This window comes from Pseudomonas sp. 43(2021) (assembly GCF_017490805.1).
Lineage (GTDB): Bacteria > Pseudomonadota > Gammaproteobacteria > Pseudomonadales > Pseudomonadaceae > Aquipseudomonas.
In genome coordinates this window covers 14478-37122 of the sequence record NZ_JAFGYJ010000011.1, presented here as the reverse complement: position 1 = coordinate 37122, position 22645 = coordinate 14478, and the positions used below count along the sequence as shown (strand labels likewise).

Here is a 22645-nt window from a genome sequence, read left to right as displayed (position 1 = left end):
CCGTGAGGCCACTCCCGTGGACCAGACACTCCAGGTACGGCAAGCCGCCGCCGACCTCGTTGCCGCGTTCGCCAGCAACGACACCGCCCGCTATTTCGCCTGCTTCAGCGAAGACGCCAGCTTCCTTTTCCACACCCTGCCGCAACCGCTGCTGTCGCGCCGTGCCTACGAGCAACTCTGGGCCCAGTGGCAGGCCGACGGTTTCGCCGTGCTCGCCTGCGAATCAGGCAATGCCCAGGTGAGCCTGCAAGGTGACGTGGCGATCTTCATGCACGATGTGGCCACGCACATCCGCATCGCCGGCGAAGAACACCAGTTGAGCGAGCGCGAGACCATCGTCTTCCGCCGCCACGGCGAACAGTGGCTGGCCTGCCACGAGCACCTGTCGGTCGTATCGCCGGCCTGATCTGCTTTTTTACGCGGCCCTGCCGCCCTGCCATCGCACCCACAAGAAGGCCCGCGCACTGCGCCGGCCCACAACAACCGCGCTGGAGCATCACCATGAGCCACTCGACCGGTATCGAGACCAACGGCGTCGAACAGATCCCCGACGATCAACGCGACGCCTCCCCGCTGGACCTGTTCCGCCTGATCTTCGGCGGCGCCAATACCTTCGCCACCGCCGTGCTGGGCAGTTTCCCGGTGCTGTTCGGGCTGTCGTTCCAGGCCGGCGTGTGGGCGATCCTGCTCGGCGTCGCCGTGGGCGCGCTGATCCTCGCGCCCATGGGCCTGTTCGGTGCGCTCAACGGCACCAACAACGCGGTGTCGTCGGGCGCGCACTTTGGCGTGCACGGGCGCATCGTCGGCTCGTTCCTGTCGCTGCTCACCGCGGTGGCGTTCTTTTCGCTGTCGGTGTGGAGCTCGGGCGACGCCCTGGTCGGTGGCGCCAAGCGCCTGGCTGGCCTGCCGGAAACCGACCTGACCCTGGGCCTGGCCTACGGCCTGTTCGCGGTGCTGGTGCTGGTGGTGTGCATCTTCGGCTTCCGCTTCATGCTGTGGGTCAACAAAGTTGCCGTGTGGGCCTCGAGCCTGCTGTTCCTGCTGGGCATCGTTGCCTTTGCCGGGCCGTTCGATGCCGGCTACGCGGGCAGCGTCAACCTCGGCCAGGCGGGCTTCTGGGCGGCCTTTGTCGGCGCGGCGATCCTGGCCATGAGCAACCCGGTGTCGTTCGGTGCGTTCCTCGGCGACTGGTCACGCTACATCCCGCGTGAAACGCCCAAGGCGCGCATCATGCTGGCGGTGATCGCGGCCCAGGGCGCGACCCTGATCCCGTTCCTGTTCGGCCTGTGCACCGCCACCCTGGTGGCCACCCAGGCACCGGACTACATCGCCGCCAACAACTACGTCGGTGGCCTGCTGGCGGTGGCGCCAAGCTGGTTCTTCCTGCCGGTGTGCCTGATTGCGGTAATTGGTGGCATGTCCACCGGCACCACGGCGCTGTACGGCACTGGCCTGGACATGTCCAGCGTGTTCCCACGCCTGCTCAGCCGTGCCGGCGCCACACTGCTGATCGGTGTGCTGGCGATCGGCTTCATCTTCATCGGCCGCTTCACCTTCAACCTGGTGCAGAGCGTGTCGACCTTCGCCGTGCTGATCATCACCTGCACCAGCCCGTGGATGGTGATCATGATCCTCGGCCTGATCACTCGCCGCGGCTTCTACCATGCCGACGACCTGCAGGTGTTCACCCGCGGCCAGCGTGGCGGCCACTACTGGTTCCTGCATGGCTGGAACTGGCGCGGCATGGGGGCGTGGATCCCCAGCGCGGCGGTCGGCCTGTGCTTCGTCAACCTGCCAGGGCAGTTCGTCGGCCCGCTGGGCGACCTGGCCGGCGGCATCGACCTGAGCCTGCCGGTCACCCTGGGGCTGGCCGGCGTGCTGTACCTGCTGCTGCTCAACCTGTTCCCCGAACCTGCTGGCGTGTATGGCCCCCTGGGCCCGCGTTGGGTGCGTTGCAAAAGCACCGCGCACACGCCGGTAACCACTGCCGAAATGGCCTGACTGGAAACCGACCATGACCACTTCCCACTACATCGCCGGCCGCTGGGTCGAAGGCCAGGGCAGCGACTGCATCAGCGTCAATGACCCTGCGCTGGGGCAACCGTTCGCCGAACTGATGGCCGCCAGCGTCGCCCAGGTAGACCAGGCCGTGACCGCTGCCCGTGGCGCCCTGCCCGCCTGGAAAAACACCAGCGCCAGCGAACGCGCCGCCTACCTGCGCGGTTTTGCCGAGCAACTCGGCCAACGCCGCGAAGCGCTGATCAGCTTGCAGATGCGCAACAACGGCAAGCCACGTCACGAAGCGGAAATCGACCTGGACGACGCCATCGCCACCTTCAGCTACTACGCCGAACTGGCCGAGCAACTGCCATCGAAGAACCGTGACGTACCCTTGGCTGCACCGGGTTTCACTGCGCGCACTCGCCTGGAGCCGGTGGGCGTGGTCGGCCTGATCGTGCCGTGGAACTTCCCGCTGGTGACCAGCGCCTGGAAGCTCGCCCCGGCCCTGGCTGCCGGTTGCACCGTGGTGCTCAAGCCCTCGGAAGTCACCCCGCTGATCGAACAGGCCTACGGCCAGATCGCCGATGCCCTGGGGCTGCCGGCCGGGGTGTTGAACATCGTCAACGGCAAGGCCGAGACTGGCGCCGCACTGAGCAACCACAACGGCCTGGACAAACTGTCGTTCACCGGCAGCAACAGCGTCGGCAGCCAGGTGATGCGCAGCGCGTCGGCGCAGTGCCGGCCGGTGACGCTGGAACTGGGTGGCAAGTCGGCGATCGTGGTGTTCGATGATTGCGATGTCGACCAGGCTGTGGAATGGATCGTCGCCGGCATCACCTGGAATGCCGGGCAAATGTGCTCGGCCACTTCGCGGCTGCTGGTGCAGGACGGCATTGCCGATGCGCTGCTAACGCGCTTGCAGGCTGCACTGGAAAACCTGCGGGTCGGTAATCCGTTGACCGAAGAGGTCGATATGGGGCCACTGACCAGCCAGGCCCAGTGGTTGAAGGTGGCCAGCTACTTTGCCACGGCGCGGGAAGAAGGCCTGCAGTGCCTGGCCGGTGGCAAGGCGCTGGACCGGGATGGCTGGTTCGTCAGCCCGACGCTGTATGCCGATGTGCCGAAAGACAGCCGCCTGTGGACCGAGGAAATCTTTGGCCCGGTGCTGTGCGCACGGCGCTTTGCTACCGAGGAACAGGCGATTGCCGAGGCCAACGACAGCCGTTTCGGGCTGGTGGCGACGGTGTGCTCCGCCGACCTGGAGCGCGCCGAGCGAGTGGCCGATGCGCTGGAGGTTGGCCATGTGTGGATCAACTCGGTACAGGCGGTGTTCGTCGAGACCTCATGGGGTGGTACCAAGGGCAGCGGGATCGGGCGTGAGCTGGGGCCGTGGGGGTTGTCGGCCTACCAGTCGGTCAAGCATGTGACGCGGTGTCTGGGCTGAGATTTCTGCGGCCGCTCCCACAGGGATAGCGCAGGCCTGAAGGGCAGCGCCGTACCTGTGGGAGGGGGTTTACTCGCGAAGAGGCCGGTGCAGGCAACACATGCCATGCGGCCCATTCGCCGGCAAGCCCCTACCCCAGGCGGTGATACACAACCGCTTCATGGCCCGGCTTGTTGTCGAGCAACTCGAACCCTAGCCCGACGACCTTGAACCCCACCCGGCTCAACACCTTGGCGGACGCAATGTTCCGCTTCAGGCAACTGGCCGCCAGGGTATGGATCCCCAGCTCATCAATGGCATACCGGCAAACCCGGCTGGCAGCCTGGGTTGCATGGCCATTGCCCCAGAACGCCTTGCCCAGCCAATACCCCAGCACCGGTGCTGCACCGCCCAGCTCCCGCAACGAAATCACCCCCATCAGCGTTCCCTCATCACGGCAGCAGATCCCCCACACCACCCCTTCCCTGGCCGCCCAGAGCTGTGGGTGCCGGCCAATCCAGGCACTCGCCAGGCCTGGCGGGTAAGGAAAGGGAATGAGCGAGGTCATCTGGGCGATTTCCCGGTCCTGCAGCAAGCCCTCGATGGCAGACGCATCGCGCTGGGCGAGGGGGCGAAGCTGCAAACGTGGCGTATACAGTGTGGGTTGCATTCGGTTCTCCCTGCTCGTCGAATAGCTACTGTATGCGCAATCTCGCGGTAGCTGCCGGCTGCGCTGCGACAATATGTGTCACTGGAAATGTGTCACCAACAGGTAACTTTCACGGCCCCCGGCAAAGTCCCACTCTCTGGTCCCCCCAAAATCACAACACCAGGCCGGACCACCCATGCACCCTCAACGCACCGCCTTGCACAATGAACTGCACGCCCGCCCGTCGCTGTATTGCGACGGCCCGGCGCATGTCTTCCACCTGGCCTTGCTCGGCGGCGACGCTGCTGCCCGGATGCCCTGGACACCGCAACCGCCCAGGGCATCACCCGCCTGGATGGGCATCCGTTCAAGTGGGAGCGGCACACCGAGTTCTTCACCCTGCCCCTGGTGGTGCCCTGCACTGCAGCCGGTGCTGGCCGAGGCTATCGCCCCGCAACCCACAGGTACTGCGTATGGCTTGAAGACGACGCGGCCCTTGTGAGAGCCGGCTTGCCGGCGATTGGCTTCACACCGACTCGTCAGCCGAGCGATTGCCCTCTTGCACCAACACCATGCTCTGCGGCGACGACAAGGAAATGCCTTCATCACGCAGGCGCCCAAGAATGGTGAACAGCAGGTCGCTACGGGTACCAGACACCTGCCGCGGCCCCGCCACGTAACCACTCACGCCAATCACCATCCCGCTGCTGGTCAGGTCCTTGAACGACACCGAGGTGGCCGGCGCATCCAGAATCGCCTCGTGCTCCTGGTAAGCCGCCAGCAGCAGTTCACGCACGCGGTTGGCATCGGTCTCCAGCGGCAGCGTCAGCGTAATGCCGACCACGCCCAAGGCATTGCCCATGGTCACGTTGCGCACGTTCTGGGAAATGAACTGCGAGTTGGGCACGATTACCGTCGAACGGTCGGACATCTGGATCTCGGTGGCACGCACGTTGATACGGCGAATGTCGCCCTCGACGCCCGCCAGGCTGACCCAGTCGCCCACCTTCACCGGGCGCTCGGTCAGCAGGATCAGGCCAGAGATGAAGTTCTGCACGATCTGCTGCAAGCCGAAACCGATACCCACCGACAGGGCACTGACCACCCAGGTCAGGCTGGTGAGGTTGATGCGCAGGGTCGACATCACCAGCATGGCCAGGAAGATGAAGCCCAGGTAACCCACCAGGGTCACCAGCGAGGCACGCATGCCGGCGTCCATGTCGGTTTCCGGCAGCAGGCGATCGCTCAGCCAGCGCTTGACCACGCGGATGGCGAACAGACCGCCGAGGAACATCACCACCGCCAACAGGATGTCCTGGGGGACAATGTTCATGTTGCCGAGCAGCTTGCCGCCGGTTTCGTCCCAGTCGCCCAGGCTCAGCAGCAGCTCGCTGGGGCTGGTGCCCGATGGCATCAGTGCCAGCAGCAGTGCCAGGAACAGCACCACGGTGCGGCCGATGCCGGCCAGGATGGTGCTGGCCTGGGCCTGGTGACGCGGCGCCAGGCCCAGGGTCGAGGCCAGCGCCAGGCCACCGGGTTGGCGGGGCGACAGCAGGGTTTCGCACAGGTCGCCAAAGAAGGTGGTCAGCAGATAGGCACAGGTGACCACCAGGCTGACCCACAGCAGCTTGGCAGTGAGGAAGTAGGCGAGTGTCAGGTAACCGGTGAGCAGGGCCAGCAGGATCAGCGTCAGCCAGATCACCATCACGAACGGGATCAACCCGGCCAGGCCCGTGGGCTGTTCCAGGTCATGCTTGCGCAGGGTACGGCGGTATCGCAGCAGCGCACAGGCGAAGGTGACCGCCACCACCAGCGCGGTCAGGCCGTTGACCGCCACGGTCAGCGCCAGGCTGGCACCGATCACGCTGTTGATGCGCTCCATGGTCATCATGACCATCAGTGCCAACGCCAGCACCTTGGGGAACCAGCCCAGCGCGCTGGCCACTTCGTCGTGGATCGGCGGCAAGCGCCAGGACGGGCGTTGCAGCATCAGCATGGCGCGGCCCAGGCCAGTGATGAAGGCGCTGAACACCACCAGGGCGAGCACATGGTTGGCCAGGCTGGCGATATCGGAGCCCAGCTCGGCGCTGCTCTCCAGCCCCCAACGCAGCAGCGAGACCGAGCCGGCGATGGTACCCAGGGTTGCCAGGCTCACACCCAGCGCCAACGCACTGCGGCGCAGGCGGCCTTCGGGTAGCCAGCTGACCATGGCGTTGGCCAGCAAACGCTCGAGCACGCGGCGCACCAAAGTCCAGACCAGGATTGCCGCCACCAGGCTGGTAATGAACAGCCAGCGGTGTTCGGCGCTGAAGGCACTGCCGATGGCATCGGCCGTCTCGCCACGCAGGTCACGCAGGCGCCCCACATCGTCCTGGGTGGGACGAATGATGCTCTGCCAGAATGCCGGGCTCAGCGGTGAGGCCGCGCGGCTGGTGATCTGCGAGTTGAACTGGCTGCGCCGCAGGTTGACGATTTGCGTGGACAGGTCGCGGGCCGATTGGGTCAGCTTGGCAGCCTGGTCCTGCTGGGCTACCAAGGCCTTCTTCTCGGCTTCCAACGCTTTACGCTGCTGGGTCAGGGTGGCGGCCTCGTCCGGCTGGACCGGGCCGATGACCTTGAGCTGGTCGTCGACTTTTTCCACATCCGTGGTGCGCAGGGCAGTCAACGCATCGGCCTGGCGCTGAACCTGCATGGCGCCCAGGCGCAGTTGCGACAGCAGATCGTCGTTGGCCTCGTTGGTGACCCCCTGACGGATCTGGTCCAGCCGCTCGCTCAGTTGCTCGAAGCTGGCGTTCTCATCCAGCACGGGCGCTTCGGCAACCGCCAGGTTGGACAAGGGTGTGGCCGGGGCCGACCAGGCCGGGCTGGCGAGCGCCAGCATCAGGGCCATCAGGACCATAAGGCCTGGACAATAACGGGCAAGGCTGACACGCCTCATCGAATATTCCTCTTTACAATTCGATTTGGCGGCGGATTCTACTCGGCTTCACGCGATCAGGAGAGTGCCGTTTCTCGCTTGAGCAGTTGCTGTTTGCGCTCGACGCCCCAGCGGTAGCCGCTGATGTCGCCGTCCCGACGCACTACCCGATGACAGGGGATGGCCACGGCGATGTGGTTGGCCGCGCAGGCCATGGCCACCGCGCGCACCGCCTTGGGTGCACCGATGCGCTCGGCGATGTCGGTGTAGCTGACCCGGCTGCCGGCCGGCACCTCGCGCAGGGCCTGCCACACCCGTTCCTGGAAGGCCGTGCCTTGCACATCCAGTGGCAGGGCCAGGCCCAGTGCCGGCGCTTCGACGAAGCCCACCACTTCGGCAACCAGCCGTTCGTAGGCGCTGTCGCCGCCGATCAGCCGGGCCTTGGGGAACTGGTCCTGCAGGTCGTGCAGCAGGGCCTCGGGGTCGTCGCCCAGCAGAATCGCGCAAATGCCCTTCTCGCTCTGGGCGACCAGGATCGCACCCAGAGAGCACTGGCCGAGAGCGAAGTGGATGGTTGCCCCGGCGCCGCCGGCGCGGTATTGCCGCGGACGCATGCCCAGGCGCTGGTCGGCGCTTTCGTAGAAGCGGCTGTTGGAGTTGTAGCCGGCATCGTAGATGGCATCGGTGACCGAGCGCTGGCCATCTTCCAGGTGCGCGCGCAGGCGCCGGGCGCGGAAGGCGGTGGCGTAGGCCTTGGGGGTAAGCCCGGTTTCGGCCTTGAACAGGCGGTGCAGGTGGAAAGGGCTGACAGCCAGTTGGGCGCTGAGTTGGTCGAGGCCGGGGGCGGGGTCGCTGGCTTCGATCAGGCGGCAGGCGCGGGTGATTAACTGGCTGTGGCGGGTGGCGCTGGGGTTGCTGGTGGCGGTGCAACGTTTGCAGGCGCGGTAGCCGGCGGCTTCGGCGGCGGCTGGGGTGTCGTAGAACTCGACGTTGGTTCGCTTGGCAAGGCGTGATTTGCAGCCGGGCTGGCAGTAGATCCCGGTGGTGCGCACGGCGTAGACGAAGTGGCCGGTGGCGGCGGTTTCGCGGGATTCTACGGCTTGCCAGCGTTGGTCGGGGGTGGTGTAGGGGTTCATTAGTAAATGTCCAGATTGGTTGTCGCCTGTGCCGGCCCTTTCGCGGGTGAACCCGCTCCCACAGGTACTGCATAGACATTCCAGGCTGTGGAAATCCCTGTGGGAGCGGGTTTACCCGCGAAGAGACCGGCCCAGGCAGTGCAAAACCTCAGGCCCGCCACAGGTACCAGGCCGCCACGGTGCGGTACGGCCGCCAACCGCCGCCCAGCGAACGCATCTGCGCCGGCGTCGGCGCCGTGTCCAGCCCCTTCATCCGCCGATACCCCTCGCGCACGCCAAAATCGTCCACCGGCAGCACGTCCGAACGCGCCAGGCTATAGATCAGCAACATCTCCACCGTCCACCGCCCTACCCCGCGCAATGTCACCAGCCGTTCGATCAACGCCTCGTCAGACATGGCCAGTGCCTCCTCCCGGGTCGGCACCACACCCTCCAGACGGCCCTGGGCAATGCCCTGGATCGTCGCCAGCTTGCTCGCGGAAAAACCACAGGCGCGCATGGTTTCCGGTGTAACCGCCAACAATTGCTCGGGCCCTGGGAACGCAGCCTCCGGGAACAGCGCCAGCAAGCGCCCAAGAATTGCCTCGGCAGCACGGGCATGCAGTTGCTGGTAGGCGATCGCCCGCACCAACACCTCATAAGGCTCCCGCCCCGGCGTGGCCTGGTGCAGGCAAGGCCCGGTCGCTGCGATATGCCGTGCCCAGTCCGGGTCCAGCGCCGCCAGGTATTCGGTGGCCTCGCGGTAGGCGTCAGGCGAAAGGTCGGCCAGGATCATGGAACCTCCATCAAGTCGATTGCAGGTCCAGCTTAGCGCAGCCGCTCATCGGGCAAACGCCGGTTCTTGCGCAACCAATTCCTGACCGTCAGTCGGCAATCATCCGCAACCGCCCCGCGCGCCGGTAGGACTGCCGGGCAAAGCACACGAACAACCCGGCCATCAGCGCCAGTGCGATGGGCAGACCATGCGGCGCCACATCCATCGCCGCACCGCTCACCAGCGGCCCGACCAGGCTACCCACGCCCCACAGCAGCCCCACGCTGGCATTGGCGGTGACCAGGTCCTGGCCCTTGAAGCGCTGCCCGATCAGCACCAGCGCCAGGGTGTAGATACCCCCTGCCACTGCGCCCAGCAGCACCAGCAGCGGCCACAGCAGCCAGGTCATGTTCAGCAGCCAGGGCAGGCCGATACCGATCGCCATCGCCAGCAGCCCGCATACCAGGTGCAACCCGGTGCGCTCCACCCGGTCGGCCAACCAGCCGAGCGGCAACTGGAACACCATGTCGCCGGCAAACACCACGGTCACCATCAGCGCCGCCACACCCACGGCAAAGCCATGGCTGGTGGCATACACCGGCAGCAGCGACAGCACCACGGCATCGAAGAACGAGAAGAACAGCACCGCCACGCACAACGCCGGCGCCACGCGGAAGAAACCGGCCAGGCCGAAGCTCTTTTCACCCTCTTCATGTTCCACATGGTCGTTGGGCACGGTCAGCACGATGCACAGCAGCGCCAGGCCATAGCAGGCGGTGACCACAGCGGTGATCCATGGGCTGTCGGCGCCCAGCACCGCCAGCATGGCCGGGCCGAGCACCTGGAAACCGGTAAAGCTGGTGGCGTACAGGGCCATGATCTTGCCGCGGTTGTGCTCCGGGCACAGCTCGTTGACCCACGACTCGCCGAGGATGATGGCGATCCCCATGCCCAGCCCCAGGCCCAGGCGCAACAGCGCCAGCAGCCACAGCGAGCCGAACGCCGACTCGAGCAAGGCAATGCTGAGCGTGCACAGGCTGAAGCACAGCAGGTAGATGGTGCGCCGGGTGAGGTGGCGACAGCAGGCGTCGACCAGGAACGCCGAGAGCATCATGCCCGCGGCGGGTATGGCCGAGATGATGCCGATTTCCAGGGTACTTGCACCGGCCTCATGCAGGCGCAACGACACCAGCGGCAGGCTGGCCCCCAAACTGAAACCCACGACCGAAACGGCGAACAACAAGCCCGCCAGCAAACGCATGTTCATGTACCACTCCTTGCAAACCGAAAAGACGTGCAGACACAGGCGCGCACGCCAGGGCGGCGAGCGACGCGTAAGCGCAGATCAGTTCAGGCGAGGTGTGGCGAGAAGGTGAAGGCAAACAGCACGCTGCGGCGACGCTTGAGCACCGTGTCGCTCGGCCACGCACGACGCAGGGCCTGGAGGGCAGGCTGGCGGGTGTTTGGCAAGGACTGGGTACGGCACATTGCTTTGGCTACTACGCAGGTGGTCAGGAAAAGAGGCGGCACTCTAGGCCAAGGGTGTCAGGCCGTCAATCGTCGGGGGCTGCTTTGCAGCCCCGGCAACATCAGTGCTTGCCGGTACTTGGCAAGAACACCGCCAACAACCCGAACAACGGCAGGAACGAACACACCTCGTACACATACTCGATGCCACGCAGGTCTGCCACATACCCCAGCAGTGCCGCACCAATGCCACCAAAGCCGAACATCAGCCCGAAGAAGATCCCGGCAATCATGCCCACACTGCCCGGCACCAGCTCCTGCGCATACACCACGATCGCGGAAAACGCCGAGGCCAGGATGAAGCCGATCACCACGCTCAACACCGTGGTCCAGAACAGGTCGGCATACGGCAGCACCAGGGTGAACGGCGCCACGCCAAGGATCGAGAACCAGATCACCGCCTTGCGCCCGATCCGGTCACCGATCGGTCCGCCAAAGAAGGTACCCGCCGCCACCGCACCGAGGAACAGGAACAGGTGCAGCTGCGAACTGGCCACCGACACATCGAACTTCTCGATCAGGTAAAAAGTGAAGTAGCTGGTGAAGCTGGCCATGTAGAAGTACTTGGAGAACACCAGCAGGCCCAGCACGATCAGCGCCGCGATCACCCGCCCGCGGGAAATGCCGTGGGTCGCCTGCACTGCCTTGCGCGCCTTGGCCTGGTTGAGGTGCTCCTTGTACCAGCCACGCAGCATCAGGGTGACGCCGAGGAAGAACAGCGCAGCCAGGCCGAACCAGGCCACGTGGCTCTGGCCGAACGGAATGACAATGGCCGCCGCCAGCAACGGGCCCAGGGCCGAGCCGGTGTTGCCGCCGACCTGGAAGGTCGACTGGGCCAGGCCGAAGCGCCCACCCGAGGCCAGGCGCGCGATACGCGAGGTCTCCGGGTGGAAGGTCGACGAGCCGATACCCACCAGCGCCGAGGCCAGCAGAATCATCGGGAAGCTGCCGACGAAGGCCAGCATCACGATACCCACCAGGGTGCACAGGGTGCCCAGCGGCAACAGGTTCGGTGCCGGGCGGCGATCAGTGAAGAAGCCGACCCAAGGCTGCAGTAGCGAGGCGGTGATCTGGAACGTCAGGGTGATCATGCCGATCTGGGCGAAACTCAGGTCGTAGTTGGCCTTGAGCATCGGGTAGATCGCCGGCAGCACCGACTGGATCAGGTCATTGATCAGGTGCGCCAGGGCGCAGAAACCGATGATGCGCATCACCAGCGGCGTGGCTTGTCTCGACGCCGCACTGGTGGGCGCCGTGGAGGCGCTACTGATAGCCATGTGCCGACTCTCCATCCGTAGTTTGGGATCCGATTATCGGGAAACGAATAGATACTTAGCTACCTTTTTTATTCATCTGTCGCAGCGCACTTGTAAATGCTTCTCAATATAATTAGCATCATCGGCCCATTCCCCTGTCATCGTTGGGCGAAACGGCCCCTATCGCGAGCAGACCGAATTCATGAGCCCGATGCCCGCCAGGCAATTGCAGCCGCCGACCACTCGCCCCCGCCCGCGCCAGATCAATGCGCGCCGCAGCCACTTGGGCAAATGGCTGGCGCTGCTGTTCCTGCTGGGGCTGGGCGCTGCCGCATACCTGTACTGGCCGCTGATGCAGCGCCTGGGCAGCCAATTGCATACCGATGCAGGTGAACTTCGCAGCCTGCGCCTGGCCGATGGCACCACTCTGCACCTGGATAGCGCCAGCGCGATGAACGCCGACCTGCGCGGCAGTACACGCGAACTACAACTGGTGCAGGGCCAGGTGTACCTGGAAGTGATGCTCGACGGCCGGGCCATGGAGGTGACAGTGGGCGATGCGCGCATTCAGGTGTTCGGTACCCGCCTGCAGGTCGCCCGCCATGCAGGCCATGACGAACTGGTGGTGCTCAGTGGCCAGGCAATGGTTATCCAGGGCGGCGAACAGCGCTTGGTGTCGGCGGGCGAGCGGGTAACCTTCGATGGCTCGCGTATCGGCCCGGTGCGCAAAGCCGACCTCAAGGCCGTCGGCAGCTGGCGCAACGGGCACCTGAAAGCCAGCGACATGCCGTTGGGCCACGCAGAAAGCGGGCCTGGCCGCTAAGTTTTTGAAAGCGTGCAAATTTTTTTTGAAATGAGTGTTGACAGGGGGGCCGTTCAAGAGAATAATGCGCGCCATCGGCTACATAGCTCAGTTGGTTAGAGCATAGCATTCATAATGCTGGGGTCCGGGGTTCAAGTCCCTGTGTAGCCACCAAACAAGACAAAGGGCTTACCGCAAGGTAGGCCCTTTTTCTTTGCCTGCGAAAAATACCACAGGCCTGCCCTCCTTCTCCTGCCTCAACGCATGCCGGTAACAGCCACGGCCAGGCCAAGCCCTATCAGCGCCACACCGATCACCCGGTCCACCAGCATCTGCCGCTCGATCATCGCCTTGCGCAATGCCGTGCTGGAAAAGAACACCGCCACCAGGCTGAACCACAGCCAGTGAGCAACGGACATGAAAGCGCCGTAGGCAAAATCCAGCACCAGCGGGCTACCGGGCTTCACCACCTGGGTGAAGGCGCTGATGACGAACAGCATGGTCTTGGGGTTGAAGGCGTTGGTCAGAAAGCCCGTGCGCAGGGCCTGAGTCACGCTGGCGGCGGATGCAGCGCCCCCGTCGAGGCTGATGCGCCGGGTGTTGGTGAGCGACTGGTAGCCCAGATAAACCAGGTAACCCGCGCCTAGCACTTTCATGCCCAGGAACAAGGCCGGGCTCTGGCTGATGATCACCGCGATGCCCAGCACCGTGTACAGGACATGCACCTGCACCCCCAATGCAATGCCCACGGCGGCAGCCAGCCCGGCCTTGCGGCCTTGTGCATAACTACTGCGGGTGACCATGGCGAAGTCGGCACCAGGGCTGATGACGGCGAGCAGGGTGAACAGGGCGACGGCGATGAGTTCGGTCATGCTGGTGGCTCTCGATAGGCGATGGAAATGCACAGACCACGCAATTATCGAGAGCTTATAGCCCGGGAAAAATCGATTTATAGTGAAGCAAATCTGATAGCTTTCCTCACAGTTATATAGAACCTGTGCCGGCCTCTTCGCGGGTAAACCCGCTCCCACAGGTGATGCGCCGCCCTCAGGTTCGGAGAAGTTCCTGTGGGAGCGGGTTTACCCGCGAAGAGGCCGGTACAGGTAACCAGGGATGCCATGAAACTGCCCCCAGTCAACGCCTTCCGCTACTTCGACATCGCCGCCAAAACCGAGAGTTTCGTGCGCGCCGCCGAGCACCTGCACGTCACCCACGGCGCGGTCAGCCGCCAGGTGCGCCTGCTTGAAGAAAGCCTTGGCGTGGAGCTGTTCGAGCGCCGCAACCGGGCCATTTTCCTCACCCCTGCCGGTCGCGCCTTGCAGGGCACCACCCAGGCGATCTTCGAGCAGCTCGAAGGCGCCGTGCAGCGTTTGCAGCAACAGGCCCGCGACAACGTGCTGGTGCTGTCGTGCGAACCGACCATTGCCATGCGCTGGCTGATTCCGCGCCTGTCCCGCTTCCATGCCGCCCACCCCGACCTGCAGTTGCACCTGGTGGCCGCAGGCGGGCCCCTGGACTTCGCCCGCAGCGGTGTCGACCTGGCAATTCGCCGCGACGACTTCCACTGGGACAAGCAGCTGTACAACCAGAAAATCTGCGACGAATGGATCGGCCCGGTGTGTCACCCCACCTCCCCCATCCAGCTTGAAGGCCAACGCCTGCTGCACAGCGCCACCCGCCCCGGGGCCTGGCCCACCTGGCTGCGCCTGAGCGGCCAGCAGGCTCGGCACACCGAGCGCAGCGACTTCGAGCATTTCTACCTGTCGATTCAGGCTGCCAGCGCCGGCCTGGGCCTGGCCATGGCCTCAGCCCTGATGGTGCGTGACGAACTCGACAGCGGGCAGTTGCAAGCGCCATTCGGCTTTGTACGCGACGGCTCGGCCTACCACCTGCTCAGCCCGCAGCCCTTGGAAGACGGCGGCAAGCGTCAGCGCTTCGCCGCATGGGTGATGGGCGAATGCCGGGGCTGCCTGGCTCAGCTGGGCTTGATACAGAACGACGAACCCGAACGGCCATCACCACCCCAGGTGCGGTAACCCGCGGTATCTACATGAATACGCCCGGACGGATAGCGCCCCAGGCCCATGTTCCAGGCCTGGCCATACTGCTGCCAGAAACGGCACAGCGGGTTGGGGTCCGCCCAGGCGGGTAGCAGGATATCGACGGCGAAGGCACGGGTGTGGGCGCTGTTGGCTGCCCCGCCGGCGCAGACGTTCAGGCGTGGGTCGCGGTAGGCCGAAACCACCTCGAACTGGCGCAGGATGCCCTGGTCGTCGAGCGTCTTGATCAGCGAGAGCGTCGAGCGCACTGCAGGCCAGTTGCTGGCAGGTGGCACGGCGAAGGGTGACGCGTGGCACAGCTTCCAGTCCGAGGCCGAACGCAGCAACTGATGGATCGGTACCACGCCATACAGGCGCGCATCCACCAGCATCTCGCGAAACGGCCGGGTCTGATGGTCCCCGGCCCATTGCGCGAACAACCACAGATCACGCTCATCGGCCTGCGCTGCAGCACACAGCATGCCCAGTGCCAGCGCCAACCATCCAGCCCTTTTCATCCCTGCTCTCCCTGCCACAGTATGTGCAACACTGCCGAACACGGCAGCGCCCAACAAGGAGTTAAGCATGCACAAGATTGCCTTACCGAGCCTCGCCGCCCTGGCCTTCAGCGGCCTTGCCGCCGCCGACGCGCGCATCGACCTGGGCGACGCCCAGCGCGTTACCCGCCTCTTCGCCTTCCCCAACAACTGCCACGTGATCTGTTATCGCGACTGGACCCTGGAGCAAACCGTCGAACACTACCTGACCCAGAGCGTACGCCGCGACGGCCATGCCGCCGCCCAGGTGCATGTAAGCCGCGACAATGACCGCCTGCACGCAACCATCAGTGGTGTACCCGCCAGCTATGCCAAGCCGCTGCGCAAGCTGCTCGACAGCGGTGAACTGGCCTATCAGGGGGCCACCCGGCTGAACAAGGACGGCAAATGGTCCTACGACTGGTACCTGTTCCTGCCACTGGGCATGGCCCTGCAGAACCGCCGCAGTATCGAACTGCTGCACTTCCCGCCGGACTACTCACTGACCCAGGCCCAGGACTACCTGCGCTCCAACACCACCGACCGCTGGGCCGAGCTGCTGACATTCAACGGCGTCGACGCCAGCCAGACCCCGGCCTACCAGACCATCATCGATATCGCCCCCATCGCCGCACCGGCCAGCGCGGGCGAAGCGCTGAAGGACACCTACAGCTACTTCAAGGACTACCAGCTGCGCATGGTCAGCGAGATGACCCTGCAGAACCCCGCCAGGCCCCTGCCGATGGTGGCCTTCGGCGCGCCGGTACGCAGCTGGATCCAGCAACAGTACGGGCCGCAGGTGGATGTGCTGGGCCTGGTCAGCATCAGCCCGCAGCCAGGGGCCAAGGTGCCGGTGCTGGGCGCCAACCACCCCAGCGCCATCTGGTATGCGGCGAACAAGGACAGCCACGGTGGCAACGAGGATGCAGCCAATGCCGCCGGCTTGAAAATGATGGGGCAGGACCTGACCGCGGCATGCTGGCAGGCGGGGATGGGGCGCAATCAACGGGCCGATGCCAAGCTGACGCTGGACGCCTGCTCGACCAAGTGGCAGGTGACGCAGAAGAAACAGACCTGCGAGCTGTTCTTCCGCACCGTGCGCAAGTACACGCCAGAGCAGGCGGCAGCCAAATGCAATACCGGCAGCGTGACCCGAAGCCTGCGCGACCTGGCCAAGCCGATAGAGGCTCAGCCGCAGGACCTGTGACCGGCATACCGTCTCTTCGCGGGTACGCCCGCGAAGGGGCCCGTGCAGGCCTGCTCAGTCTTCGAGCAGGGTACAGGCCATCACCAGCGCATCCTCGCGGCCGCCGGCAACCGGGTAATAGTCGCGGCGGCGGCCGATTTCGTTGAAGCCGTAACGCTCGTACAAGCGGTAGGCCGACTGGTTGCTAGCGCGCACTTCCAGGAAGCATTCGCGGCCATTGAGCTGGTAGGCCCGGGCCATCAGGTGTTCGAGCAGACGCAGGCCCAGCCCGCGGCCCTGGTTTTCCGGCTTGACGGTAATGTTGAGCAGATGTGCCTCGTCGATGATCACGTTGATCACGCCATGGCCCACTTGCTGCTGACCGTCGAACATCAGCCAGACTTCGTACGATTTGAGCGCATCCTGAAAGATCCCTCGGGTCCAGGGATGACTGAACGCGGCATATTCGATCTTAAGTACGGCATCCAGATCCGCCTCGGTCATCGGGCGGAAACTGATCGAGTCACTCATTCAACGCTCTTCCAGCGCGCCATCAGCTGGCGCATGGCTTTCCAGACGTCCGCCTTGCGCTGCGGCTCGTCCATCAACAGTTCAAGGCCCGGCAAGGCCCAGGCTTCGCCCAGGCCCTCGAGCTTCAGGGTTTGGTAATAGGCATCGCCATCGGCATTGGCGGCAAAGCGCAGCGCCGGCAGGCCGATCAGCCACAGGCAGGTGCACGGGGCGTCCTCCAGGCGCGCCTGGACAAAGCCCTGGACGAAATCGCGCGCAGCCTCCGGGCCCTGGTCCATGTTGCCGCGCACCAGCAGCGGCCAGCGCACCGGCTCGCCGATGATCTGCGGGGCATCGGGCAGGCCGGCGGCGCGCAGCATGTCCTTGAGCAGCAGATAGGACGGATCGCGGCTCTGGAACGGCTGGCCGGTGGCCAGTTCAACCAGCAGCAAACAACTGCCAGCGCGCAGCAACTGCAGCGAGAAGCGCGGGGGCGGCACCGGGGCCGGGCGCGGTGGTGCGGCCTGCTCCTCGGTCTCGGCGGGCTTTGCGGCAGGCTTGGGCGCACTGCCCGGGCGCGGAATCTCGATTTTCGGCCGCTCGCCGGAACGGGCCTGGGGGGCGGCGGGCGCCTCGTTGGCAGCCGGTACCGGCCTGACGTCGAAATCGGGGGCCTCGACCGGCGCCACCGGCAGCAGCAGCTCGGGGCGCGACGGTGCAGCGAACGGCAGTTCGGCGCGCGGCAGCCAGTGCACCACTTGCATGGCGGAAAGGTAGGCGCGGCGACGGGGTTCGGTGAGCAAGGGGCGGGTTTCCGAGGGGTGGAGACAATTGACCATTCTAACGCCGTTGGCATTCGAGTGCCGCAACTGGTCGGCGGATTTTTGTTGCCTGTACTGGCCCTTTCGCGGGTGAACCCGCTCCCACAGGGCCTTGTGCAGTACCTGTGGGAGCGGGTTCACCCGCGAAAGGGCCAGTGAATCCCCTACAAGGATGATGGATATCTCTCATTACAGACCAAGGGGTGAAAACCTCCCCCCCGGATGCAGTACAATCGCCCCCTTTTTCTTGGCAACGAGTCGAAGCCAATGATCGAACCCAAGCGCGTCCTGCGCGCCCTAGCCGAACACTGGGCCCTGATCGAGCCGCTGTGCGAGCGATTCGACCAGGGCACCCTGAGCCTGGTCGAATTGCGTCAGCATGTGGCCCGCCAGCAGGTCGAGAGCACCCCGCAGGACATCACCCAGCTGCTCGACGTGTGGATCCGTCTGGATATCCTGGTCCCGGTGGCCAAGAGTCCGAACCGTTTCGAGCTCAACGCGCAGATCCACGACTTCCTCGCCTACCTGCGCCGCGAACACCGGCTGGGCCTGTGCCTGGAGATCGAAGCCTACCTGCGCCACCTGGAACGCCTGGCCGGGCATATCCAGGACGCCTTCGACAACCGCGACAGCGACGACCTGGCGCGCCAGCTGCGCCTGCTCGACATGCGCGTGCGCGATGTACTGAAGAAGCTCGACAACGACGAGCAGGCACTGGTGGCCGTGGCCGAGCGGGCCAAGACCAGCAACCGCCAGATCCCGCTGCGCCAGCGCTATGCCGAAGTACTGGCGACCTGGGACGAGTACGTCGAGCCGATGATCCAGCTGGTCAACGCCGACGGCGCCTTCGAACAGGGTGTACGCAAGGTCGAGACCGTACTGCTGAAGCTGCTGGGTGAACAGGCGCGCCTGGGCCACCTGGTCGACGACGACATGCTGCTGCGCACCCACGCGCGCATCCTGGAAATGCAGACCAGCGCCCAGCTGACCCTGCGCCACGCCCGCGAACTGCTGCTGCCGCTGCGCGAAGAGGCCCGCCGGCACAACGCCGTGACCCGTGGCGCCGCACTGGCCCTGTCGGTGATCCGGCGCAAGGGCATCGACGCCGTGCCGCAAGCGGCCATGCCGATGTTCACCCGCCCGCAAAGCACCTTCCTCGGCAGCGCCAGCCAGGTCGAGGCCTATGTCTACGCCCTGGCCCGCTTCGAGCCCAAGCCGGCGCGCTTCCCCAAGGCCCACAAGACCCAGTCCGGCGCCCTGCCCCGTGCACCGCGCACGGTCAAGGAAATGGCCGAACGCTGCGAACAGGCCCTGCCGCTGCCCGACCTGATGGTCTGGTTGCTGGAGCAGGAACCCGAAGGCGCCACCGACGAGCTGCTGTACTGGTTCTCGCGCCTGTCGCGGGAAAAGCGCTTCAAGCGCGAACGCCTCGACCGCCGCGAGTACATCACCCAGGAACACCTGGTCAGCCTGCGCTCGTTCGCCCTGACCTCCAGCCGCGAAGACGCCGCCAGCGCGCCTACCGAATCCAACGCGAGCCCAGCCCATGCATCTTGATCTTTCCGAACTGTCCCAGCTCGCGCCGATCTTCCGCGAGCTGTTCAAAGGCTTCCACGTCAGCCGCCGCGACCCCGAGCTGTACGCCCAGCTGTCGAACTTCCAGGACCAGTACCGCACCCTGTTCAAGGCCTTGGGCTTCGAACTGGTGTGCGACACCCGTGGCTTCTACTACTTCGTGCCGGACATGACCGCCGCGCAGGTCAACAAGACCGCGCAGCGCCTGTCGCTGTTCACCTTCATCCTGGTCGAACACCTGGCCGACCAGGGCCGCGACCCGATGGCCGTGCTCGATGGCGGCAGCATCGGCCGTGACGAACTGCCCTCGCTGCTGGACAAGTACCGCGACCTGTTCCTGCAGGCCGAAGTGCAGACCGTGGACGAGCTGGAAGAAAAAATCCTGCGCCGCATGACCCAACTCGGCTTCGCCTTCGAGGAAGGCGGCATCTACCGCTTCCTGCCACCGATGCACCGCTTCCTCGACGTGTGCCTGGCCGTGCAGCAGGACCGCGACCTGGCGGCCACCCTGCACAGCGACCTGCCGCTGCCGACCCCGGTACTGGTCGAGGAAGAAAGCCCCGAAGAACTCAACCGCACCGACGACCCGCTCGACCTCAGCCCGTTCGAGGGCGAGGAAAGCGAAGAGCAAGCCCTGGCCCGGGCCATCCGCGAAGAGCAACAGGAGATTGACGCATGAGCCAGGAACGCTACGGCATCCGCCGCTTCGCACTGCTCAACACCGCCGGCTACAGCCTTGGCCTGTTCCCGCTGGAACACCCGCTGTCGGTCTACGGTGCCAACAACCTGGGTAAATCGGCGTCGATCAACGCCCTGCAATTCCCTATCCTGGCGCGCATGTCGGACATGAGCTTCGGCAAGTACAGCCTCGAGCAGTCGCGCCGCTTCTACTTCGCCAGCGACACCTCGTACATTCTCTGCGAGCTGAGCCTGCCCCACGGCCCGCACGTGATCGGCGTGGTTGGCCGCGGCCCGGGCGGCGGTTTCGGCCACCAGTTCTTTGCCTACAAGGGCGAACTGAACCTGGCCCACTACCAGAAGAACGACACCTGCCTGCGCCAGAAAGAGCTGTTCACCAACCTTGAGCGCCTCGGCATCAAGGCCTACGAGCTGAAGCCGGATGAACTGCGTCGTCTGCTGGTCGGCGGCCACACCTCGGTGCCGCTGGACCTGACCATGATCCCGCTGCGCTCGACCAGCGAGCAAAGCCTGAAAACCTTCCGCGCGCTGTTCATCAACCTGCTGCACATGCGCGAAATCACCGCCGCCAAGCTCAAGCAACTGTTCCTCGATGCCTTCGAGCACAGCCTGCGCTCCGGCAGCGTCGACTACATCGCCGCCTGCGAGGAAGCCTTCCGTGACGTGCGCCGCATGGAGCAGGACTACAACGCCCTGGTCGCCGCCGGCCCGCTGGTCGAGGCCCTGGCCGGTGGCGTGGCCCAGCGCGACATCCTGCGCGGCAAGCTGCACCGCATTTCGCCAGTGCTCGACACCCTGCTGGGCACCTGGCAGGAATACGCCATGGCGCGCAAGGAAGAGCTGGTGATCCAGGCCGAGCACTACCGTGGCGAGCAGGACCGCCTGCAGAACGACCAGCGCGGCGGCACCCAGGAGCTGATGCGCCTGGAGCGTGAAATCACCGGTATCCAGCGCTGGCTGGGCGAGCTGTCGGTGCTCAAGCACCGCTTTGCCCTGGTCGATGACGTCAAGGTGCTGGAGCAGCAACTGCTGGCGGCCAAGGACGCACACGACGAACTGGCCGGTGCCCTGGCCCAGTCGCGGCAGTTCAGCGCCGAAGACCTGGACGAACGCGTGCGCGACCTGGAAAAGCGCCTGAAGCAGGTCAAGCAGCAGCTCGACCACGCCGACAACAACAGCTATGCCCGCCTGCGCGAAGAGTTTTCGCAGCAGGACGTCGACCGCCTGATGCGCCTGTTCAACGGCGCGCTGTTCAGCCTGCCGCTGGGCGACCGTGGCATCGAACTGGACGACAGCGACCTGTGGGTAAAATCGCTGGAAGCGGTGCTCGACGGCTTCAAGGGCGAACGTTTCGAAGCCCCAGGCCTGTCCATCGACCTGTCGCACATCGACCCACCGGCGCTGCAGGCGTTGGCCGACCGTGCCGCCCTGCGCGACCAGAAGGAGCGCCTGGAAAAAGAGCTGAAGCAGCTCAAGACCCAGCAAGCCGTGGCCGCCGACCGCTCCGCCTCCAAGGCGCAGACCGAAGCCCTGTACCAGGAAGTTCTGGACGCGCAGAAAGCGCTGGAAGACTTCCGCCGCAGCGAAACCCTGGCCGCCGAAGAGCCCGAGAAGCTGGAGCAGCTGTCGCAGCTGGAAGCCGCCCAGGACGAACTCAAGCGCTCCAGCGACGCCTTCACCGAACGTGTCCAGCAACTGTCGGCCAAGCTGCAGCTGGTCGGCCGGCAGATCGGCGACCTCGAGGCCAAGCAGCGCACCCTGGAAGACGCCCTGCGCCGTCGCCAGCTGCTGCCGGCCGACCTGCCCTACGGCACACCGTACATGGAAGCCATCGACGACTCGATGGACAACCTGCTGCCACTGCTCAACGACTACCAGGACAGCTGGCAGAGCCTGCAGCGGGTGGACAACCAGATCGAGGCGCTGTACGCCCAGGTGCGCCTGAAAGGCGTGGCCAAGTTCGACAGCGAAGACGACATGGAACGCCGCCTGCAGCTGCTGGTGAACGCCTATGCGCACCGCACCGACGAAGCCCTGACCTTGGCCAAGGCCCGCCGCGCCGCGGTCACCGACATCGCCCGGACCCTGCGCAACATCCGCAGCGACTACGACAGCCTCGAGCACCAGCTGGCCCTGTTCAACCGCGAGATCAACAGGCGCCAGGTATCCAACCTGGAGAGCTTCCGCGTGGTGCTGGCGCCGAACAAGGAAGCGCTCAAGCATATCGACCAGATCATCCACAGCGCCGGCCAGTACGAAGAAGGCGAAACCCTGTCGGTATTCGACCTGACCCAGAGCGCCGAGCAGGACAACAAGAACGAAGAGGCCAAGGAATACCTGGCACGGCTGGTGGCGGCCAACCACAACCAGCTGGGCCTGAAGGACCTGTTCGAGCTGGCGTTCGAGATCACCAAGGTCAACGGCCAGCCGGTGATCCATGCCGACATCGACGGCGCGGCATCCAACGGCACCACCATGACCATCAAGGCGCTGACCAACATGTACCTGTTGCTGCACCTGATGGACCGCGACCTGGCCGGGCGCATCCGCCTGCCGTACTACCTGGACGAAGCGGCGGACATCGACGAACGCAACCAGGCTGCGCTGCTGGAAACCAGCCTGCAGCTGGGCTTCGTGCCGATCCTGGCGAGCGTGAAGCCGCAGGTGTCGGCGCGGGTGGCGATCGACCTGGAAGGTGGTAGCGGGCCGAATGGCATCTACATCGACGAGGCGGACTGGAAGTTCATCAGCCGTCGGGATGAGGTGAAGGCGGTTGTGCGTGAGGATCATCAGGCCGAGGAATTGGCCTGAGGT

The 22645-nt window shown here is 65.2% G+C and carries 18 protein-coding genes, 1 tRNA gene and 2 pseudogenes; 11 read left to right on the top strand and 10 right to left on the bottom strand.

Going from position 1 to position 22645, the window contains the following annotated elements:
* Positions 1-16 precede the first annotated feature (16 nt).
* From J5M71_RS11800 to J5M71_RS11790, 3 genes are all read left to right on the top strand, one after another.
* Positions 17-406, top strand: a complete 390-nt coding sequence (locus tag J5M71_RS11800) for a nuclear transport factor 2 family protein (RefSeq protein ID WP_207832376.1) — start codon at positions 17-19, stop codon at positions 404-406.
* Positions 407-501: 95 nt separating this feature from the next.
* Positions 502-2001 carry a cytosine permease gene (locus tag J5M71_RS11795; RefSeq protein WP_207832374.1) on the top strand — a complete coding sequence of 500 codons (1500 nt, stop codon included), beginning with the start codon at positions 502-504 and terminating at the stop codon, positions 1999-2001.
* 13 nt (positions 2002-2014) lie between these two features.
* Positions 2015-3445, top strand: coding sequence for an aldehyde dehydrogenase family protein (locus tag J5M71_RS11790; RefSeq protein WP_207832372.1), 1431 nt, complete (start codon positions 2015-2017; stop codon positions 3443-3445).
* A gap of 130 nt (positions 3446-3575) precedes the next feature.
* On the opposite strand, the gene J5M71_RS11785 is transcribed toward J5M71_RS11790, so the two are convergent.
* The gene (locus J5M71_RS11785) at positions 3576-4094 is read right to left on the bottom strand and encodes a GNAT family N-acetyltransferase (protein ID WP_207832369.1); all 519 of its coding nucleotides are present in this window, start codon (positions 4092-4094) and stop codon (positions 3576-3578) included.
* 175 nt (positions 4095-4269) lie between these two features.
* Between J5M71_RS11785 and J5M71_RS11780 the strand changes: the two are divergent.
* A pseudogene (locus tag J5M71_RS11780) lies at positions 4270-4530 on the top strand (DUF3422 family protein); the annotation flags it as partial.
* A 69-nt stretch (positions 4531-4599) separates the two neighbouring features.
* On the opposite strand, the gene J5M71_RS11775 reads toward J5M71_RS11780, so the two are convergent.
* The 5 genes from J5M71_RS11775 to J5M71_RS11755 all read right to left on the bottom strand — a co-directional run bounded on the left by J5M71_RS11775 (position 4600) and on the right by J5M71_RS11755 (position 11684).
* The gene (locus J5M71_RS11775) at positions 4600-7011 is read right to left on the bottom strand and encodes a DUF3772 domain-containing protein (protein ID WP_207832367.1); all 2412 of its coding nucleotides are present in this window, start codon (positions 7009-7011) and stop codon (positions 4600-4602) included.
* A gap of 56 nt (positions 7012-7067) precedes the next feature.
* On the bottom strand, positions 7068-8126 hold the full coding sequence (gene ada, locus J5M71_RS11770; RefSeq protein WP_207832365.1) for a bifunctional DNA-binding transcriptional regulator/O6-methylguanine-DNA methyltransferase Ada: 1059 nt from the start codon (positions 8124-8126) through the stop codon (positions 7068-7070).
* Positions 8127-8274: 148 nt separating this feature from the next.
* Complete coding sequence (locus J5M71_RS11765; protein WP_207832363.1) at positions 8275-8901, bottom strand: DNA-3-methyladenine glycosylase; 627 nt, start codon at positions 8899-8901, stop codon at positions 8275-8277.
* A gap of 88 nt (positions 8902-8989) precedes the next feature.
* Entirely contained in the window at positions 8990-10147 is a 1158-nt protein-coding gene (locus tag J5M71_RS11760) for an MFS transporter (RefSeq protein ID WP_207832361.1), read from the bottom strand.
* Between the two features lie 322 nt (positions 10148-10469).
* Positions 10470-11684 (bottom strand): MFS transporter, encoded by a 1215-nt coding sequence (locus J5M71_RS11755; protein ID WP_207832359.1) that lies wholly within the window; start codon positions 11682-11684, stop codon positions 10470-10472.
* A 181-nt stretch (positions 11685-11865) separates the two neighbouring features.
* Between J5M71_RS11755 and J5M71_RS11750 the strand changes: the two are divergent.
* Positions 11866-12459: pseudogene (locus tag J5M71_RS11750) on the top strand (FecR domain-containing protein); the annotation flags it as partial.
* Between the two features lie 103 nt (positions 12460-12562).
* Positions 12563-12639: transfer RNA gene (locus J5M71_RS11745), tRNA-Met, on the top strand.
* An 83-nt stretch (positions 12640-12722) separates the two neighbouring features.
* On the opposite strand, the gene J5M71_RS11740 is transcribed toward J5M71_RS11745, so the two are convergent.
* Positions 12723-13337, bottom strand: coding sequence for a LysE family transporter (locus J5M71_RS11740; RefSeq protein ID WP_207832355.1), 615 nt, complete (start codon positions 13335-13337; stop codon positions 12723-12725).
* A gap of 246 nt (positions 13338-13583) precedes the next feature.
* Between J5M71_RS11740 and J5M71_RS11735 the strand changes: the two genes are divergently transcribed.
* Positions 13584-14501, top strand: a complete 918-nt coding sequence (locus J5M71_RS11735; RefSeq protein ID WP_207832353.1) for a LysR substrate-binding domain-containing protein — start codon at positions 13584-13586, stop codon at positions 14499-14501.
* Here the strand turns inward: J5M71_RS11735 and J5M71_RS11730 are convergent.
* Entirely contained in the window at positions 14441-15022 is a 582-nt protein-coding gene (locus tag J5M71_RS11730; protein WP_207832351.1) for a D-Ala-D-Ala carboxypeptidase family metallohydrolase, read from the bottom strand. The two genes, J5M71_RS11735 and J5M71_RS11730, sit on opposite strands and share 61 nt — an antisense overlap.
* Positions 15023-15089: 67 nt before the next feature.
* Between J5M71_RS11730 and J5M71_RS11725 the strand changes: the two genes are divergently transcribed.
* Entirely contained in the window at positions 15090-16247 is a 1158-nt protein-coding gene (locus J5M71_RS11725; RefSeq protein WP_207832350.1) for a hypothetical protein, read from the top strand.
* Positions 16248-16301: 54 nt separating this feature from the next.
* Here the strand turns inward: J5M71_RS11725 and rimI are convergent, their stop codons facing one another.
* Positions 16302-16757: a ribosomal protein S18-alanine N-acetyltransferase gene (gene rimI, locus J5M71_RS11720; RefSeq protein ID WP_046616794.1), complete on the bottom strand. Its 456-nt coding sequence runs from the start codon at positions 16755-16757 to the stop codon at positions 16302-16304.
* On the bottom strand, positions 16754-17539 hold the full coding sequence (locus J5M71_RS11715) for an energy transducer TonB (protein ID WP_207832348.1): 786 nt from the start codon (positions 17537-17539) through the stop codon (positions 16754-16756). The genes rimI and J5M71_RS11715 overlap by 4 nt, the downstream gene beginning before the upstream one ends.
* Before the next feature lie 285 nt (positions 17540-17824).
* On the opposite strand from J5M71_RS11715, the gene mksB reads away from it, so the two are divergent.
* The 3 genes from mksB to mksF are packed head-to-tail and all read left to right on the top strand — an operon-like array spanning position 17825 to position 22642.
* Positions 17825-19114 (top strand): Mks condensin complex protein MksB, encoded by a 1290-nt coding sequence (mksB, locus tag J5M71_RS11710; protein ID WP_024086237.1) that lies wholly within the window; start codon positions 17825-17827, stop codon positions 19112-19114.
* Complete coding sequence (gene mksE / locus J5M71_RS11705; RefSeq protein WP_063911191.1) at positions 19104-19811, top strand: Mks condensin complex protein MksE; 708 nt, start codon at positions 19104-19106, stop codon at positions 19809-19811. Before mksB ends, mksE begins: the two co-directional genes overlap by 11 nt.
* On the top strand, positions 19808-22642 hold the full coding sequence (gene mksF, locus J5M71_RS11700) for an Mks condensin complex protein MksF (protein WP_207832346.1): 2835 nt from the start codon (positions 19808-19810) through the stop codon (positions 22640-22642). Before mksE ends, mksF begins: the two co-directional genes overlap by 4 nt.
* Positions 22643-22645: the final 3 nt, after the last annotated feature.